Here is an 18,688-nt window from a genome sequence, read left to right on the forward strand (position 1 = left end):
TACGTGTTTTTAATGTTTTTTAATTAAAAAGTGTTTCTTTTGAACGCCTTTGCCGGAAAAACATATGAACAAAATTTATCGGTTGATCTGGAGCCGTGCTGCAAATGGATTTGTCCCTGTGGCAGAAATTGGTACCAGCAGAACGGGAAAGGGTGCGAAAAGCCGTCGACGCGCACAGTTATTAATGGCCGCGATGCTGGTCGGAATGGCGCCGGCTTGTGCGCAGGCGGAGGATGTGGACTGGACGCTGTACTACCCAACATACACATTTTCCGGGAACCTTGATCAGGTTATTAATACCGGCACTGCGTTTACCATCGCTCTTAATCCCAGCGATACCAACTATCCGGCAGGCACCGAGCTGAATATTCTCGGCAGCATTCCAGTATTCCCTGATTTTACAAGCGGCAACGGCGTTAGCAGCACCACCGTAACCGTTTCCGATGCGCTTTCAGGCTCCGGCGCTTCGGCCGCCGGGCGTATCGTGACTATTACCGCCACGGATTCACAGGGCGCAACGGTGCCAATCACCTCGGCAAATATTAACGAATATAACTATTCGCCTGACCCGGCTAACCCGCAACAGAATCAGGAGCTGAACGTTGAGGTCCCCGGACTTGATGGCAGCTATCAGGTCATCAGCGTATACGATTCCGCCTCGTTTATTCCGGCTGAAGACGTCGCCGTCGCCACCATGCAACTGCCGGTATACGACCCCAGTTCGGTGCGCATCTTAAATGAGTTCGGTATCGCCTATGTCAGCGAGGGCGGCGGGACTGCCAATATTAACGTCGGCGCGGATACCACCAGCAGCATCCCCATTTCCGCAGCGGATAATACTATTGATTTACTTGCGAAAAATTCGACTCTGGCGTTTGTTGCTGCCGATAGCGGCAATGCAGGCGCGGCCAACTGGGTTTCCGATAACTACATTCACTTCCGCCCAGCGGCGCAAATAGCTACTCAGTCACAGGACGTCACTGCGCAAAGTACCCAGTACAACTACACCCTGACGCTGCCGCGCTATGAAATGGGCCCGTTGGGCAATGTTCGTCGGTTAGCGGATGAAATTTTCCAGATTAACTCGGCGGAGGATATTGCGAGAGTTAACGATTACCTGATTGGTCAGGGAGAATTTGCGGACGCGCCGCAGGTGCAGTACTGGCTAACCGCCGGCGCGACGGTGCAAGGGGAGGTGATTGACTCCGCGGTCGAAGCACAAACGGTCTACAACGCCATTATTTCGGGTCTGCTGGGCACGGCGCAAAGCACCACTATCAACATGAGCTATAACGTCTGGGATGACCAGTTGGCGCACAACAATAACGCAACGATTGATAGCGGTGATCTGCGGGTAATTTACGCCACCGGCGCAAATGCCAGCGGTACCGTCACCGGGCAAGGCAGCCTGGCAGTTGATGGCGCAACGGCGGTGATGGAGGCGGACAATGGGGCGCTGATAACCAACAACGGCGCAATTAACGCCTGGCGCAGCGGCAGCGGCGCGGCTACGGTGGGGATGAGGGCTACAGACGCGACTGCTGTGAATAATGGCGTTCTTAATGCCGGCCTGTTTCTTGAAAAAGACGGTTCCGATCAAGGCGTGAATAACGCGGGCGCGGCGGGTATTGTGGGGCTGGGGGACAGTAGCGTCACCAACTCGGGTCATATCAATATCGCTGTTACCGACACCGCGACCCATACCGCCTATGGCATCGCCGCCGGGGATACGACTGATGTTACCAATGCCGCCGGTGCGACCATTGCGATTACGGGCAACGTTAATAATGTAGACGGTCATGCTGGGGCTTATGGCGTCTTCACCAGTGAAGACGCTAATTTCACCAACTCCGGGACTATGTATGTGGGCAGCACGGCCGTTATTGATGGTTCCGAACCTGACGCTGTCAATCTTGCAGGGAGCGGGGATTTGACCGCCGCTATCGCCACCGTCGGCGATGGAAACATGCTTAACGATGCTGACGGCGTAATCAGTCTTCTGAGCGGTACGCGCAACGCGGCCGGGATGCTGGTCAACGGTGGTAATGCGACCGTTACCAACAGCGGTGATATTAATGTGTTGGGCAGGCTGGTTAATGATTCTGCGGCCGCTAACTACGGTATGTACATTAAAGATAACAGCGGCATCGTTACCAACGGCGGCGATATCCTGGTTGATGGCGATAACAACATCGCGCTAAACGTACTGGCACAAACCGCGGACGCAACGCTAAATTCTACTGCTGCAAGTACGATTACAGTCGGAGCCGTGGGCGATACTGGCGGCTCGGACAGCAACCCATTCACCTATCGCAACTATGCGGTATACGCCGAAGGGCTGAACGATAACGCGGCTACGGTGCAGCTCAATTCCACCATTCGCCTGCTTGCGGCAGGGGCCATCGGGGTGCATGCCCGTGGTGATGCGACCATCAACTTAGGGGCGCCATCAGCCCTGACATTTGAAAACACCAACCAGATTGGCTACTACGCCTGGGGACAGGGCGCGAGTATCAATATCTCTAATCCCACTATTACGGACAGCGCCCGGTTGGGCTCGATTCTGTTTGCTGTCGATCATGGGGCCATCTTCACCGGTACAACGACGGGCGGCAGCTATAATCTGAGCGTCGCAGGTAACGGCTCGACCGGCGTGTTTGCCAACGGCGTTGACGATTTGAATAACGAAGATCCAACCGATGACATTGCGACACAAATAACTACAGGCGCCGCCCGCATTGTGGTGAGCGGTCTGAATGCCGTCGGGGTGAAAGTTACCGGCGGTGCGTCAGGCACCATCAGCGATGGCGCTATCTCGCTGATCGGGAATAACACAACCGCCGTGCTGGTGGACGGACGTAACTACAGCATTAACGGCGATATCGGTAACGACCCGCGAGTCACGCTCGTGACTTCAAACGCTGACATCGGCTCGGTGGCGGGGCAGGCCGGTATCGTAGGCTATAACGTGTCAAACCTGGGGTCGCTGACCCTTGATAGCGGCGCTGATATGAATCTGCTGGGTAATACCAGCACCGGAATATTGCTGCACGATGGCGGTATCGCGACGGTGAATTCTACGGTCAGCGTGGCGGGGAATAACAATATTGGCGTCGATATTCAGAACGCAGGCGAACTGACCAACAACGGCACTATTTCTGTATCTGGCGCACAGGGCAGTGGCAATGTCGGCGTGCGTGTGCAGGGCGCCGGGGCCGTTGTCCAGCAGCTTGGCGATGTCAACGCGAATGGCGGTCTGGCGGCGGTGCAGCTAACAGGGAGCGGCGCTAACTTAACCGTCAACGGCACAGATAACCATATTACCGCTGCCAACGGCGCGGACGGCGTGCGGATCGACAGCACTAACGCATCTTCTTTTACCGCCGCCGATACCACCATTGACATTACCGGCAGCGGCGCGGGCATCAACAACAATGCAAACTCCAGCAACGTCAACCTGAACGGCGTTACAGTCAACGCGGGTAACGGTCCGGCTATCCGTACTGCGGTAACTTTCGCCGCGGCAGGTACCAACAACGTGCTGAGTGTAAATGGCAGTGGCAGTGGTTTTGCTTTTATGCAGGCGGACGGTTCAGCTACCAGCGGTAATCTGACTATCGGTAATGGTTACACTATTAAGGGGAACGGCGCAGGCAGCACCGGGATACTTGCGCGCACTAACGGCAACGTCACCTCCGGTTCGAACATCACTATGGCCAACAGCACCGGGGCAGCTATCGAAGCCACCAACGCCGCCAGCTTGACCAACAGCGGAACTATCGCCACCAGCAGCAACACCGGCAGCACCATTCTTGCTGAAAATACGACCGCGTTTACTAACAGCGGCGCCATCAATTCCAGCAGCACGACCAATAGCCAGTCGCTTATCAACCTCAGCGGCACCGCTTCTGCACGCACAATTAACAACACCGGCACCATCACCAGTCTGAGCCAAAATGCGACGGTTATTGATGCCACCGGCACCAGTAATAATACGCTGACCAATAGCGGTACACTGCTGGCGGCAAGCAGCACGGCGAAAGTGGTCGCGTTGGGCAGCGGTAATGACAGCGTGTCGCTTACCGGCGGGCAAACCCGGGGGGAAATTCTGCTCGGCAGTGGCTCCGACCAGTTTAGCTGGAGCGCAGGAGCGCTGAGCGGGGGCGTGACCTTCCAGGGAGCTGACGGCCAGGATCGTGCCACCATCGGGAATGTAAATATTGCCAATACTACCCATGTCCTCAGCCAGAGCGGCAGCGGTAGTATGCTGACGTTTAACAGTACTACCGGCAATATCGGTTCGCTGACAACGGATAACACCAGTATCGGCACCAACATCGGCACCGGCTGGAGCACGCTGACGCTTGATGGCGATCCGACAGATATGCGAGTTGTTAACGACTTAACTCTCGCCAGCTCGCCTGTCATCAACGTTAATAACGGCGCTATGCTGCGTACCGGCGACAGCGCCACTCAAGCCGGGCAGGCGACGATCCATAACTACAACATCTCCACCGCAGGAGCCAATAGTCTCGTCTCCTTCGATGGCAACGCGGATCAAACCTATAGCGGGGTGATTTCCGGTACCGGTGGCATGGAGCGCATAAATAGCGGGAATACCATTCTGCTGGGCGATAATACTTATACCGGTAATACGCTGATTGGCAGCGGCTCGGAACTGTCGCTTGGCAACGGCGACACCGTGGGGAACCTGTCGGAGCAAACCAACATTACCGATAACGGAATTCTCACGGTTAACCATTCTGACGACGTCGCCCTTAACGGCGTGATTTCCGGGAGCGGCGCTTTCCGCCAGATTGGTACGGGTGTGACGCGTCTGGGCGGGGCGAACAGCTATGCGGGCGCCACCAACGTTGAACATGGCACCTTGTTGATTAACGGCGTGCAGAGCGGAGCCGGTCTGACCACCGTGATGAGCGGCAGCACCCTTGGCGGCTATGGCACTATTGGCGGGAATGTACTGTTCAATACCGGTTCCGTGTTACGCCCGGGGGATGATGCCCGCGGCAACGGCACCGGTGTCCTGACGGTCAACGGCAATATGACGCTGGCCAGCAATACCAATAGCCAGTTCCAGTTGGGAGAAGCATTTACGCCAGGGGGAACCCTGAACGACCTGGTCCAGGTAAATGGTAATTTGACGTTAGACGGTACGTTAAATGTCGAACAAACCAATGATGGTCGCTTCCTGCCGGGAGTCTATCGCCTGTTCAACTACACCGGTGCATTGACGAACAATAAAATGGATATTGGCTCGCTGCCAACCCCCATTCAGCAACTGTATTCCATTCAGACCACGATTAATAATCAGGTAAACCTGGTGCTCAGCTATGCATTGCCGTTGGGTAAATTACAGTTCTGGGATGGTAATCCGCAGGGGACGAATCACGGCGGAGATGGGGTTACGGGCAATGGCCAGGTGGAAGGGGGAGACGGTACCTGGTTTGCGAATATAGGAAGTACAAGCAATAACTGGACGCAGCAGGATGGCGACGGTAATGAACCCTGGGATGCAGGCGCTTTTGCCATATTCCAGCCCTCGGGCGGTACGGTGACATTATCCAGTGAGAATGGTCCGGTTCGCGCTTCAGGCATGCAATTTACTGCTGACGGCTATGTCCTTAACGGTGATGCTCTATCGAAACTTGAGATGATCCAGACTCAGGTTGCGGGAGGTTTAGTGCCGGATAATGCTTATACCAACGAGGGGGAAACATTTGCGGACCGTTACTTTGCGATCCGTGTCGGGGATGTCAGCGATACCGGTACAGTTACCGGCGCGGACATAACAACGACGATTAATGCCGATCTGATTGCTAATACGCTCGGTCTGCCTGATCCTGCCACGCTCCGCCTGCTTAAAACCGACGCAGGTCGATTGATCCTCAATGGCAACAACACCTTTGCAGGCGGGGTTGAAGTATGGGGAGGAACGCTTCAGGCGAGCAGGGATGCAAACCTTGGTATTGATGGGACGTCTGTTACGCTGAACAATGGAGCAACCTTCCAGGCGGGTGATGATTTCACAACCAGCCGTAATATTCTCCTTGGCGAAAACAATGGCGGGACGCTCGATGTCTACGGCCATACCTTCACCCCAATGGGCACGATTGGCGGCGATGGCTCGCTAGCGATTGTTGACTCTTCAGTCATTTCGGGAAATGGCGTATTGGATCTGGGCACCGCCAATACCTACCTGGGCGACACTACCATTACCGGTAAAAACGGCACCGGACAGTTGACGGTGAACGCCAATGTCACCAGAGCACTGGGCGGCACAGCCAACAGCACGATCGCCGTATCCGATCTGGCGCTGTTGAATCTGAATGGCAGCGCTCAGGCGGAGTCGCACAGCTTTAACATCAATAATGCGACGCTGAGCTTTAACGACACGGCCAATGCGGCGCAGAGCACCCTTAACCTGACCAACAACGCCACCGGGCAGTTTACCGACAGCGCTAACGGCGGCAGCGCTACGGTGAATGTCGATGCCGTTTCTGCCTTAGCGTTGCAGGACAGCGCCAACGGCGGCTCCAGCGTAGTGACAAATGCCGGGCTGGTGACCTTTGCCAGTAATGCGCAGGCGCAAGGCGCGCGGATCGCAAACCAGAGCGGGGCAAACGTCGATATCAGCGCCGCGAGTGGTACAACGTCTATCGGTTCGCTTTCAGGTGCGGGCAACGTTGAGCTGGGTGGAGCGACGCTCAGCGAAGGCGCTCTGGCTATCAATGACATTATTAGCGGCATCATCAGCGGCAACGGGGGCGGGCTGACTAAAACCGGTACCGGCACTTTAACCCTGACTGGAGATAATACCTGGACCGGCGCGACAACCGCCGCACAGGGCGTATTGCTGATTAATGGCGATCAAAGTGCAGCGACCGGCGCGACTACCGTTAACAGTGGGGCAACGCTTGGCGGCGCAGGGGTTATTGGCGGCAGCGTCACGGTGGAGAATAACGGCCGTCTGGCCGCAGGCGCCGCTATTAGCAGCGTCGGCAGTTTGACAATGGGCAGCCTGAACCTGGCGGCGGATAATTCTCAGCTCGACTTCCAGTATGGTCAGCCCAACGACCAGGACAACACCAGCAGCACGCTCAACGATCTGCTGAACGTGAACGGCAATCTGATCCTTGATGGGAAACTCAATATCACCCAGACGCCGGGTGGTAACTTCGATGTCGGCGTTTACCGGGTGATCAACTATACCGGCAGCCTCACTAACAATATTCTGGAGATTGGCAGCGCGCCTGAAGCTGCCGACGACCTCTATGTGCAGACCTCTGTCAACGGACAGGTAAACCTGGTTAATCATGCCGGTTACCCCCTTAACTTCTGGGACGGTACCGGCGGTACGGACGGGGCGCTGAAAAATAATGGCATAATTGAAGGCGGCGATGGCGTCTGGCAGAACAAAAACGGTAACGACAACTGGACCACCGATATGACCAGTCCGGATGGTACGTTAAACGCGCCGTTTAGCGATGGGGCTTTTGCCGTCTTTGGCGGTACGGGGGGGAATGTTACCGTTGATAACAGTCTGGGGGCCGTTACTATCAGCGGCGCGCAGTTTGCTGCCAACGGTTATGTGATAAGCAAGGGCGTTATCACTACCCACACTTCTGACACTGTCATTCGCGTTGGCGACGGCACGCAGCTTGGCGCGCTGTATACCGTGATCGTTAATTCGACCATCGACGGGGAAGGCGGGCTGAATAAAACCGATCTCGGAACGCTGATCCTCAATGGCGATAACCAATATCTGGGCGGCACAAAAATCAGCGGCGGCGTGCTGCAGGTATCCGGCGATGGAAATCTGGGGGCGGCAGGCACATCGATTGGTCTGAGCGGCGGGACGCTGCGTTACGGCGAGGCGTTTGATACCGCCCGCGAAGTGCAGCTTTCCGGTGACGGCGGCACCATCGACACTAACGGTAATGACGTTTCACTCCTCTCGACGCTCAGCGGCAGCGGTAGCCTCACCAAAGACGGTGACGGCAGTTTAACCCTGACGAAAGACAGCGTATGGCAAGGAAATTCGACCATTCGTAACGGCACGCTGCAACTGGGGAATGGCGGGACGGAGGGGAGCGTTAACGGCAATATTCTCAATCTGGATACGCTGGTGCTGAACCGCAGTAATACGCTCGAACTCAATGGCGTTATTTCGGGCGCCGGCGATGTCATTCAGCGCGGCAGCGGCACCACCGTACTCAATGGTAGCAATACCTGGAGCGGCTATACGCTGGTGGAAAACGGCACACTGCTGGCGGGGAGCGCTTATCGCCTGAGCGCTAATTCCAGCCATATTGTCAGCAGTAATGCCACCCTTGATGCCGGCGGGCAAAATCAGAGCGTGGCGAGTCTGGTTAACCAGGGCACCATTAATCTGCGTGGCGACAGCGTGGGCTCAACCCTGACGGTGAATGGCGACTACGTCGGGATGGACGGCACGTTAAAAATTGCCGCTCAGCAGCATAGCCCGGGGGTGGCCGATCGCCTGGTGATCAACGGCGGTACCGCGACGGGTACTACCCTGCTGGATATTGATGTCAGCCAGCTCGGCGAACCTACCGACGGTGACGGAATTAGGGTGGTTGAAGCGCAAAATGGCGCCACCACCACCGCGCAGACTACCAAAGACGCTTTTACACTTGGCAGCGATAAGCTGCTGGCAGGCGCCTGGGAATATCAATTGTTCCCGGGTAATTCGCAGGGGGCGGGCGAAGACTGGTTTCTGCGCGCTGGCTATCGTCCGGATGTGCCCGGCTTTGATACCTTAGCCGCCATCACACGCCAGGCCGATCTGTTCGTGCTCGGCACGTTACATCAGCGTGTGGGCGATGAACAGCCGTGGAATGCGGATGTGCCGGAGGATCAGGAAAGTCGCTTCTGGGCGCGATACATGAACAAGACGGTGGATTTGCGTCTGGATGATGCAACCGGCAGTACGAGTCATTCCCGCTACAACGGAATGCAGATGGGGCTGGATCTGTGGCAGAACGATAAGTGGCGTTCGGGGATTTACACCACCTTTATAGATATCGATAGCTCAATTAACGGCAATACCGGTATGAGCGGCGGCGGGGCGTATAACTCCACCTTCTCTTCCTATATCGGCGGTTACGCAACCTGGACCGACACAGACGGGCTGTATGTTGATAACGTGCTGCAGTACGGCTATCACTCGGTGGATCTGAAAAATCTTTCTGACCGGGAAACTTATCATCCTGACGGCAACACCATCACCGCCTCGGTAGAAGTGGGGCGTCCGTGGCAGTTGGGCGACAGTAACTGGGCGCTGGAGCCGCAGGCGCAGCTTGTCTGGCAGTGGAGTAACTTTGACGATGTGACGCTAAACGATCCGGCGAAAACGAAAGTTTCCGTTGATGCCGACAGCGCGGTGATTGGCCGACTTGGTGCGCGTCTCACTGCGGATTACGACACCAGATATGGAAAGGTAAAACCTTACCTGCGCGTCAACTACTGGCATGAGCTGACGGACGGACAGGATGAGGTCGCCTGGCGCAACACGGCTAACAGAGACGGCAAAACAACGCTTAAGGCAAACCAGCAGTTTTCGGCGACGGAAGCCGCCGTGGGCGCAACCTGGACCGTTACCCACGATGTGCAGGCTTATACTGAGCTGGGCAAAACCTGGGATAACAGCGGTAAAACAAACGTAGACGCTGATTTCTCTGCATCCGTGGGGATGAAAATCCGCTTCTGATTTTTTGTCCTGACCTAAACGTTAAAAGTCACCAGCAACGGTGACTTTTTTCTTAAACGGACAACTATAAACAATCGTGATGGTGGAGGGATCAGAACTGGTAAGTATACGCTAATAATATTCGCTTATCGGCTTCATCAAGATAAGTGTTGTTATCCATGACGTAGGTATACGCCTTAACTGAATGATGACTCGTCATTGAATATCCCACACCCAGCCCGCCAAAATAGCCTTTATAATTTTCACCATCTTCGTTTTTAGAACCATAGGAGCCGGCAAGGAAGGCGAGCATTCGAAATTTTTGCGTAAAGGGTTTAAGCACAAATGTGCCCAGATAACCGCTGCTGCCTGATGTCTCCATACTGACAAAACCATTTTCGGGAGACAGATCACCGCTGAATTCTGGTTGAGCGCAATTCCCGCCGCTACATTCCGGATGATCGCCAGTATTGTAGGTATAACCCGCCATTGGGAATATCTGGAATCCCCCGGGCTCAAAACCGAAATAGCTCAACGGCAGGAAAGTCCCTACCGAATAATTAGTTTGCGACGCGCCGTTGGTGTATTCATTTTTACCAAAATTGAAGTTAAATATTCCAATGGGAAATAACCAAGAGCCGCCCACACGCCATTCAGTGGCATCGCTGTTTACTCGCGCATTAATCTTTTGGGCTTCACTTAGCGCCAGAGAAGCGGAAAATGAAACGTTGCTGTCATCCATGTCGTAGTTATCTGACCAGGAAACGCCAACTTTAGTGGTGACTTTAGTTGGATCATCATCCTGTTTTTGCTGGTTCGATTTAACATTATTCGTTTGTGACAGCGCCTGTCCGGAGAACAGGGCCAAAAGTAGCGCAGAGGTGACGAGCGATATTGTTTTCATTTCATTACCTTTGGTAACACCGTTAGATAAAGATAGTTGATAAACCTCCGCAAGCCAGTTGATTACAGAAGAGATAAAAAACTGACGCGCCATAAAAGTAGTATTAGCAGCGCTATTACGCTGAATAACATTATGGGCGACAGCAAAGTAAATAAGCTTTTGCGTCTCAGTAAAGGCCTGTTTTTTATTCTGCTAACTCATTCAGGAAATTTTCTGCAAGCGTATCTCTGCATCGTTTGCATTGCTTAAAGATAATTATTCGACCTTTTCCGGATGCTGTTCCATTGCAAGGGCGCTCGCACTGGCGGGATCAAAGAGAGAAAGGCTTTCAATCTGATCCAGCATAATCACCTTACGAAAAGCCATTGCGCTTTTGGGCTCTGAATCCAGGGTGATGTCATGGTCGGCATACCATTTGCTGTAGTTATGCTCAATGCACAGATTCATCGTCTCCCCGTCACGGTAGCCGCTTAGCATCGGGATCAGCACGACGTTTGCCGTCTTTTCGTATTCAAGGGTCGCGGTATGTATCATCCCGATGTAAATCCGCCTCGACTTAAGCGTAACCAGCGCCAGCTCGCCTTCTTCCATACACTGATAAAGCAATTGTTCGATACCGCTTGAACGCGCAAGACTCTTATAAAGCGTTTTCCTGCCGTTGCCGTCCAGCCGCGCGCTGCCGGCCCAGTTAGAGCGATACAGGCAGAAAAATATGGCGAAGGCCAGCATGATGACAACGGGGGCCTGGATGCCAAGAAAACTCCAGTTCATAAACTCCATTTGCCAGTCGGCATATTTACCCGGTATGAGGTGCAACGAATTTACGACGGCAGACAAGGCCAGCAAAAACAGCCAGATTAAGCCGGTGGCAATCACGCCCTGCAGTACGAAGACGCAGCCATAAAGGGCCACAAGGAAGTAAACATCCCAGCCGAAAGAACGCTTAATTTTAAAACGCGTGGACAGGTCCCGACTTGTGTACCAGTAGCCGCTTACCATAAGCACCATAAAAATAGCCGTTCCCATATCAGGCTCTCTTTAACGCGTTAACATGGCGCAGAAAGTCCTGGCGTACTTCTCTGCTTTTAAAATTGACCGATGCGTTGCCATCCTGATCGATAATAATGCGATCGCCGTCCTCAACGGATTCAATGATTTCCTGATGACTCATTACCTGCAAAAGCGACTCTGGACTGGAAAAAATCGACATAAAAAAACGGCGCATACAGAAACATCCTTATGGGGAAAGCAGATAAGCCTGGTTGAATAATTATGGCTCAACCATAAGGTAATGCTGAAAGTCCTCCCTTGTCAGGAGGCCTGACTGGCTCTACTGAACGGGCAGCCGACCTGTATGCTGGCCGCTACTGCCCTGAAGAACTCAGTGAATATCCGGCTTCGTATCGTCGCTAATCATCATTAATCCCGCTTCGCTACGAATAAAGCGCGGCGCCTTTAAATCCTCGATCAGGACGTTGAGTAATTCGAATAATAATCCGCCGATCTGTTCTTCCTGCTCGGGCGACTGCTGTCGCTGTAATAAGAGCATGGTCAGCGCCGCGCAGTATTCCCGCATTGATTCCGAATCCGTAGAAAGCGGGCAGTGGTATTTTTCCTCTGTTGCGGCATCAACCGTCAGGCGTTCTATTAAATACGCGGGTAAAGGCACTTTCAGCACGACCTTTAATACTTCCAGCCCTGCATACAGGCGGCCATAGAGGGCCATACATTCGGTATGGTCGCTATTTTCAATAAGCGCATCGGAAATATATTGGCAGCAGTCCAGCACCTGAAACAGATCCAGATTCGCACCAAGCGGAGTTTTTAAAAGTTGTGTGATTGCCGTTTCGCTTACTGGCGATGGGCAGATGATTTCAGGGCGGGTTGTTGTGGTACTATTTGCGTTAGCCATAGCGTTAGTTCCTTAACGTTTGTGGTTAGACGCCCTGGTCGTGTTGGCGCACTTCCGGGGCGTTGCTCTTTATAACATGGCGCTATAAAGTACGTACTTAGATGAAACCATACTGGGGATTACGCACGTACATGTCAATTGCGAAACGAGACAAAAACCCTAAAGGAAATGGGCTATCTCCCACATTTCAGATACGCATCACGCCTGAACTGAAAGCCCAATTTGAAGTTGCAGCGAAAGACGCGGGCATGAGCCTCGGAAACTGGTTAAAGACGCTTGGCAGGAAAGAGCTGGAACGTCTGGGGATTGAAAGTAAAGGTTGATGGGTTTGGTTGTTAGATCGAGCATCTTCGCATGTCGATAGTTTAATGCATTTCAGCGTACAGCCTGACGTCGTAAAAGAGCGTGCATTAATGTGCTATACCACGCAGCGAATAATCTATGTGCCTGACTACGCTCCAGTTTTCTCTGGAATCAGGCCGAACGGCATCACACAACAGGCACAAAAAAGCCCGCATAGCTTTCGCTAAGCGGGCTTTCGACTTCATCAGGTGGTTCTGGTAACCACTGCTGGCGGGAGTTGAATCTGTCTTGTAGTGGACTGATTATAAAAGTAAAGCTATTTAGAATCTCAGGTTCTAACTACCAAGCGTACTACCAAAATATTCTGGTGGAAAATTGTACATTACCGGGGAGGGGGGTAACTACGCTTCGCTATGTGTAGCAGAAAGCTAGTATGCTTTTGCGTGTCCAGCCTGTCCACTGTCTATATATAATATTAAAAATAAAAAATAATTATATTTATTATATAGATACCTCCTCTCTGTGCACATTCATATAGGAACAACGTTATGGACACGGGGTGGGCAACGCTGTCCATAATTTACCATTTGTTGGGTAAAACTGAGGTTTGGCGTGGTGAGATCGGTATGGAAAAATTCGGATGCTACGTGTTTTCGCTGGTTGTATTCGGACGCCGTCCGAAAATAGCAGGTTTGAGACCTGTCCCTCCTCGGTGTTGGTCAGATTATGCATTTTTCTACGTGCTTTTTGTGACTCAACATTTTGGCATGGCACAACGTGTGATTACGTTAGAGTGTGGAGCGTGTCAAATCGACGATTTTATAGAGAATAGCATTACCGAAAGGCGTTGAGGCAGGCGGTAAGGCATCGCCGCCAGGGATAGCCTCTTTGGCATTTTGCTGCTTCCGCCTGGTCGGGCAAGCCATGGAACAGGGATGCTTTTATTGCTATCTCTACGCGAGGGGAGCAATTATTTATATCTGGTTTTTACCATCTCACCACTTTTTTTTACTCGATATATTCCGTTATCGGCCCAAAAAGCCATTCCGGTATTTTTACCGTTTTTAACAAACATGAAAGAGTTTTTATCAATACAGTTTTTTGGTGGTTTCATATCTTTAAAACAAAGCCTGTCGTAACCATCAGTTTCTTTGTAGCCATCTCCGAAATCCCAAAAAATGACAGTAAAAGATCCATCTGAATCTGGTCTAGGGATACCGTATTTTTCTTTTAACATATCCTTGTTTTTGAGCCACCAGTCTATTTTCCTTTTATCAGTGAAAGGAAACGTTTTAACTAAAACAGAACTAAAATTTCCATCCTCATGAACCGCAACGATTTCCACTGGGCGTAGATATAACCGGATAACGTAAGCGAGCAGAGCACAGCCAACCAGAAGGAGGACGAAGAGCTTCTTTTTATTTCTGAATATCATTACGTTCCCCGGAAATTTCAATTGTGGCTTCAATATTTGTCATGAAGGGTTTGAAACTAAACTGATTGAATCGCTGGAGCACAAACCATATACGGAAAAAACGGAACTGGTTGAACTTGAATTTTGAAATGTCGTCAACATCAAGGCCAAAGTGATCCTGAACTTTGTAATGTAAAACTGCACGGTAGCGATTATTATTAATCTGTAAGGACTTTATGGTGATATGCGTCGCCCAGGTATCGTGAACGGTTATCCCCATACCGTTAAAGTTATCCTGGAATCTGTCGAATTTTGGTAATTTACCTTGGCGGATAGCCGCTCTTAGAGCATCTTTTTTATCCGTTGGAATGTATCGTTGTTCCCAGTTAATGCTGTTTTTAAGTACATCTTCCAGCAAAAGACGGGTGCTGTTTCTCGTCCTGTCATTAAGAACATGCTCCTTTAAAGCCCTTTCCAACACCACATCACGAAAGGGGGTGCCGTTGCCGTTCTGCATGTGGGTGATCATCTTTTCGATCAGATGGCTGTAAGGTCCATATACCGAAAAAAGGCGGGAGAGCTGGCGGAACTCATCAAACAGGATCGCAGTGCACTGCTGGTGGGTAATTTTCTCACCCTCTCCACGGGAGCCATAAAACATAGATTGAGGCTGATTGAACGGAGTGATCTTTGTTAATGTGTAGGGGTTGGCCCTGGTGGAAACGTCCACCAGCCCGTAATGGGTTTTCAGTTGTGCTTCGGTTAAATCCCTGCAGCGCATATCACTGGCGCTGTAGTCGTCCATCCATTTTTGGGTTTTGAATATGGTGCAGGGAAACTGTAGTGCGGCCATCGTGATACATTCCTTGTGTTATCGTCCGTTGTAATCTTCACAGGGAATAATATGCGGTGAAAGGTCAGAGTGTAAACGTTGTACAGCCCCTGCCCGTAATTTTTTACCGATTACGGACAGGTGGGATAGTGGACGCCCTACGCTCTCAGGACATCATCAAAATGCCATGTGGCATCTTTCAGACTGCCGGGGATCTTCTGCGCGATGCCTTTTGCATCGGTGGCCCGCGTCTGGATCTCAATATTGTCAATCCGCACGTCTGTACGCTGTGAAACCTGCCGGGATGAATTGCTGATAGCGTTGCTGGTCATGGACGTAATCGGAGTGCTTGCCGCTGCCTGTAACTGCACCTGACCGCCATACGTCATATCATGCGCTGGTGGCGCTGGCATAACGGGTTTTGCTTCGCTCTCGGCCTTCGCTACTTCGTCCTCGCCCATGCCGAACCAGCCTTTCACCTTCTGCCAGGCTTTACCGATTTCACCAAAGCCTTTCAGGGTAATACCCACGACTTTATCAATCAACTTTTCCAGCCCGTTTCACAGTTCGGCTATTTCCTTGCCTACGCTGGCTTCGGGTTGATGGTATTGCGTATTTCTTTCGACCAGTTAGCTTAATAAAAGGATCTTCATCAATATTATCTAACGTAATAGTAAAATGTCGGCCTAAACTTTTCTTGAAATCCGCCAATGGCATGTAATGCTTTGTATCAAAGAATGTATTTGGTTGTTCGATGAGTTTCAATAAATAATCGGCATCTGTGCTTCTAACCTCCAGCAGTATAAGCAACTGTATTGCCCGTCTCGTTGGGGTGTTTTTATCTTATTGTCAGGGTATAAGGCAGAAAAATAATTAGCGTTATCACTCCTGTTAGGAATGGATCCTCCGCGAAAGATGTTTTTACATTGTTTTAATGTGATTCGATTTGACGAGATCTGCGTGAAGAATTTCCTGAAAAAAAACGGCCTGCTCGGCCGTTAAAAGAATGACTCAATCTATGTTTGGGATGGGACAGGCATCCTTGCCCCTGTGGCTTTCCCTATGGAACGCCTTCAGTGTGTTGTCGTCAGCTTTTGCCGTCAACCCTTGTTTTATTGATTCTTTTGGGATGTAACCAGTCGCGATAATGGCCGATAGGTTATGAACAGACAGCGGATGATTAACACTGAATACCTGACGACAATATCATGCAATAACCTTAGTATATTTCACGAGACGTTTATGGCATTATTCAATTCTACTCGTTTGTCTGGTTTTGTCGTCTGGGCGAATATATTTACACAACTCACCTTTCCTCTGGCCGCTTCATTCTCTTCGACTGCTGCGGCATCAGAAAGTCACTTTTTGAATCAAAAAACAGATATTTTATCGTTGCCGGTTCGCCCTTATATTCTGGATGAAGGGGAAACGGTTAATACGGTGGCGGATAAATTTAATATTAATGCCGAACAGTTACGACGATTGAATCAGTTCCGTACGTTCAGAAATGGCATTGAGCATCTTCAGCGGGGGGATGAACTGGATGTCCCGCTTGCGCCATTACCTTCCGTGAAATGGGAGGGTAACAACTCAGATGCAGCCTCTGATGACCAGACGCAAAAAGTAGCGAGTTTTATGTCGGGCGCAGGGAATTTTCTGACCAGTAATCCGAATGTGGACGCTGTAACGTCTATGGCCCGAGGGATGGTAGCAAGCGAGTCCAGCAGTCAGATTCAGCAATGGCTTAGCCAGTTTGGCACCGCTCGCGTACAGCTGGACACGGATAAAAATTTTTCGCTCAAAGGTTCGCAATTTGATCTATTGGTACCTTTATATGAGAAAAAGAACTGGCTGGCCTTCACGCAGGAAAGTTTACATCGGACTGACGACAGAACTCAGTCCAGTCTGGGGTTTGGCCTGCGTTGGTTAAACGATGGCTGGCTACTGGGTGGTAATACCTTTCTGGATTATGACCTTTCCCGGGAGCATGCCCGGGCAGGGCTGGGACTGGAATACTGGAGAGATTTCCTCAAGCTGGGGGCAAATAGCTATTTACGCCTGACAAGATGGAAGAATTCACCGGATGTTGAAGATTATGAGGAGCGTCCGGCGAACGGTTGGGATATTCGCGCACAGGCCTGGCTGCCGGCTCTGCCGCAGCTGGGGGGGAAAGTAACTTATGAACAATACTACGGTAAGGAAGTTGCTCTGTTTGGAAAGGATAATCGTCAGCGCGATCCACATGCTATCACGGCTGGCATTAGCTATACGCCTATTCCTCTGTTAACTCTCAGCGCTGAGCAGCGCCAGGGAGAGGCAGGGAAAAACGCCTCTCTTTTGGGCGTGGAAATGAACTATCAACTGGGCGTACCGTGGCGGCGTCAGGTTGATCCGAATGCGGTGGCTTCAATGCGTAGCCTGGCTGGAAGTCGTTACGACCTGGTGGAGCGTAATAACAACATCGTGCTGGAATATCGTAAAAAGGAAGTCATTCATCTGCACACAGCGGATCTGGTTACCGGCCAGCCGGGGGAACAGAAATCGTTAAATGTCTCTGTAACCAGCAAGTATGGACTTGCCCGTATTGACTGGAGTGCTGCGCCACTGCTGGCAATGGGTGGAAAGATAGTACAGGACAAAAACGGTTACAGCGTATTGCTGCCACCGTATCAGTTTGCAGCACAGGGCGTGAATACTTATACCATAAGCGGCGTGGCGGTAGACAGTAAGGGAAATCAGTCAGATCGGAGCGAAACACAGGTTACAGTACTGGCGCCGACGATAAATCAACAAAACACGACTTTTACGCCGGCAGACAGCACGCTACCTGCGGACGGAAAAAGTTCTCAGGTGTTGACGTTAACGCTAAAAGACGAGAATAACCATCCGGTGGATATGAATGCGTCTGATATCACGCTGGATACGGGCAAGTTGAAGAGTACCACAGTCTCATCCCTGTTAAGAAAGGCGGCCGGCGTGTACTCCACCACAGTGACGGCGGGAACTGACAAAGAAATGGTAATGTTGACGCCACAGGTAAGCGGTATAACGCTATCGTCAGCGAAGGTGGCAATGATGCCATCAATACCTGCGCAGGCAACCTCCCTTGTTACTACCGACAGCACCGCTTATCACTCCGGCGGCACCATGCAGGTAACGGTAATGCTGAAGGATGCGGCGGGTAACGCGGTGAGCGGAGCGGCCTCTGCCCTGACCGCAGAGACGGTAACGGTGGCGAATGCAGAGCAGAAGGACGGTAGCTGGAAGGACAACGGTGACGGAACATACAATGCGGCTTATACGGCGACCGTGGCGGGTACAGGACTGAAGGCAGCCCTGAAGCTGAACGGCTGGAAAGGTCAGTCCGAGTCGGCGGCCTACGCTATCACCTCTTCCCAACCGGCACAGGAAACTTCCCTCATTACTACCGACAACGCTGCTTATATCTCCGGCGGCACCATGCAGATAACGGTAATGCTGAAGGATGCGGCGGGTAACGCGGTGAGCGGAGCGGCCTCTGCCCTGACCGCAGAGACGGTAACGGTGGCGAATGCAGAGCAGAAGGACGGTAGCTGGAAGGACAACGGTGACGG

General features: G+C 51.8%; 11 protein-coding genes. 3 read left to right on the forward strand and 8 right to left on the reverse strand.

Features of this window, described 5'->3' with window-relative positions:
* The first annotated feature begins 64 nt into the window (after positions 1–64).
* Positions 65–9,751: an autotransporter-associated beta strand repeat-containing protein gene (locus MUA00_RS13955; RefSeq protein WP_271123626.1), complete on the forward strand. Its 9,687-nt coding sequence runs from the start codon at positions 65–67 to the stop codon at positions 9,749–9,751.
* A 91-nt stretch (positions 9,752–9,842) separates the two neighbouring features.
* Here MUA00_RS13955 and MUA00_RS13960 read toward each other — a convergent pair whose 3' ends face one another.
* The 4 genes from MUA00_RS13960 to MUA00_RS13975 form a co-directional block, all read right to left on the reverse strand.
* Positions 9,843–10,727, reverse strand: coding sequence for a hypothetical protein (locus MUA00_RS13960; protein WP_271123627.1), 885 nt, complete (start codon positions 10,725–10,727; stop codon positions 9,843–9,845).
* A 162-nt stretch (positions 10,728–10,889) separates the two neighbouring features.
* Entirely contained in the window at positions 10,890–11,660 is a 771-nt protein-coding gene (locus MUA00_RS13965) for a hypothetical protein (protein WP_271123628.1), read from the reverse strand.
* A 1-nt stretch (position 11,661) separates the two neighbouring features.
* Positions 11,662–11,859, reverse strand: a complete 198-nt coding sequence (locus MUA00_RS13970; protein WP_271123629.1) for a hypothetical protein — start codon at positions 11,857–11,859, stop codon at positions 11,662–11,664.
* A gap of 156 nt (positions 11,860–12,015) precedes the next feature.
* Positions 12,016–12,546, reverse strand: coding sequence for a hypothetical protein (locus tag MUA00_RS13975; RefSeq protein ID WP_271123630.1), 531 nt, complete (start codon positions 12,544–12,546; stop codon positions 12,016–12,018).
* Between the two features lie 131 nt (positions 12,547–12,677).
* On the opposite strand from MUA00_RS13975, the gene MUA00_RS13980 reads away from it, so the two are divergent.
* Positions 12,678–12,869 carry a toxin-antitoxin system HicB family antitoxin gene (locus MUA00_RS13980; RefSeq protein WP_271123631.1) on the forward strand — a complete coding sequence of 64 codons (192 nt, stop codon included), beginning with the start codon at positions 12,678–12,680 and terminating at the stop codon, positions 12,867–12,869.
* A gap of 950 nt (positions 12,870–13,819) precedes the next feature.
* On the opposite strand, the gene MUA00_RS13985 is transcribed toward MUA00_RS13980, so the two are convergent.
* From MUA00_RS13985 to MUA00_RS14000, 4 genes are all read right to left on the reverse strand, one after another.
* Entirely contained in the window at positions 13,820–14,284 is a 465-nt protein-coding gene (locus tag MUA00_RS13985; RefSeq protein WP_271123632.1) for a DUF943 family protein, read from the reverse strand.
* On the reverse strand, positions 14,268–15,116 hold the full coding sequence (locus tag MUA00_RS13990; RefSeq protein WP_271123633.1) for a YPO3983 family protein: 849 nt from the start codon (positions 15,114–15,116) through the stop codon (positions 14,268–14,270). Before MUA00_RS13990 ends, MUA00_RS13985 begins: the two co-directional genes overlap by 17 nt.
* A 137-nt stretch (positions 15,117–15,253) precedes the next feature.
* Positions 15,254–15,640 carry a hypothetical protein gene (locus MUA00_RS13995; RefSeq protein ID WP_271123634.1) on the reverse strand — a complete coding sequence of 129 codons (387 nt, stop codon included), beginning with the start codon at positions 15,638–15,640 and terminating at the stop codon, positions 15,254–15,256.
* Complete coding sequence (locus MUA00_RS14000) at positions 15,633–15,905, reverse strand: hypothetical protein (protein WP_271123635.1); 273 nt, start codon at positions 15,903–15,905, stop codon at positions 15,633–15,635. Before MUA00_RS14000 ends, MUA00_RS13995 begins: the two co-directional genes overlap by 8 nt.
* 555 nt (positions 15,906–16,460) lie before the next feature.
* Here MUA00_RS14000 and MUA00_RS14005 point away from each other — a divergent pair.
* On the forward strand, positions 16,461–18,688 hold a 2,228-nt coding region (locus MUA00_RS14005), incomplete at its 3' end, for an inverse autotransporter beta domain-containing protein (protein ID WP_271130467.1).

Source organism: Dryocola boscaweniae (assembly GCF_025215095.1).
Classification (GTDB): domain Bacteria; phylum Pseudomonadota; class Gammaproteobacteria; order Enterobacterales; family Enterobacteriaceae; genus Dryocola; species Dryocola boscaweniae.

Excerpts from the sequence above, each read along its gene's own strand:
- MUA00_RS13980 (WP_271123631.1), top strand. The coding sequence starts at position 12,678 with ATGTCAATTGCGAAACGAGACAAAAACCCTAAAGGAAATGGGCTATCT.
- MUA00_RS13990 (WP_271123633.1), bottom strand. The coding sequence starts at position 15,116 with ATGGCCGCACTACAGTTTCCCTGCACCATATTCAAAACCCAAAAATGG.
- MUA00_RS13975 (WP_271123630.1), bottom strand. The coding sequence starts at position 12,546 with ATGGCTAACGCAAATAGTACCACAACAACCCGCCCTGAAATCATCTGC.
- MUA00_RS13970 (WP_271123629.1), bottom strand. The coding sequence starts at position 11,859 with ATGCGCCGTTTTTTTATGTCGATTTTTTCCAGTCCAGAGTCGCTTTTG.
- MUA00_RS13960 (WP_271123627.1), bottom strand. The coding sequence starts at position 10,727 with ATGGCGCGTCAGTTTTTTATCTCTTCTGTAATCAACTGGCTTGCGGAG.
- MUA00_RS13985 (WP_271123632.1), bottom strand. The coding sequence starts at position 14,284 with ATGATATTCAGAAATAAAAAGAAGCTCTTCGTCCTCCTTCTGGTTGGC.
- MUA00_RS13965 (WP_271123628.1), bottom strand. The coding sequence starts at position 11,660 with ATGGGAACGGCTATTTTTATGGTGCTTATGGTAAGCGGCTACTGGTAC.
- MUA00_RS13955 (WP_271123626.1), top strand. The coding sequence starts at position 65 with ATGAACAAAATTTATCGGTTGATCTGGAGCCGTGCTGCAAATGGATTT.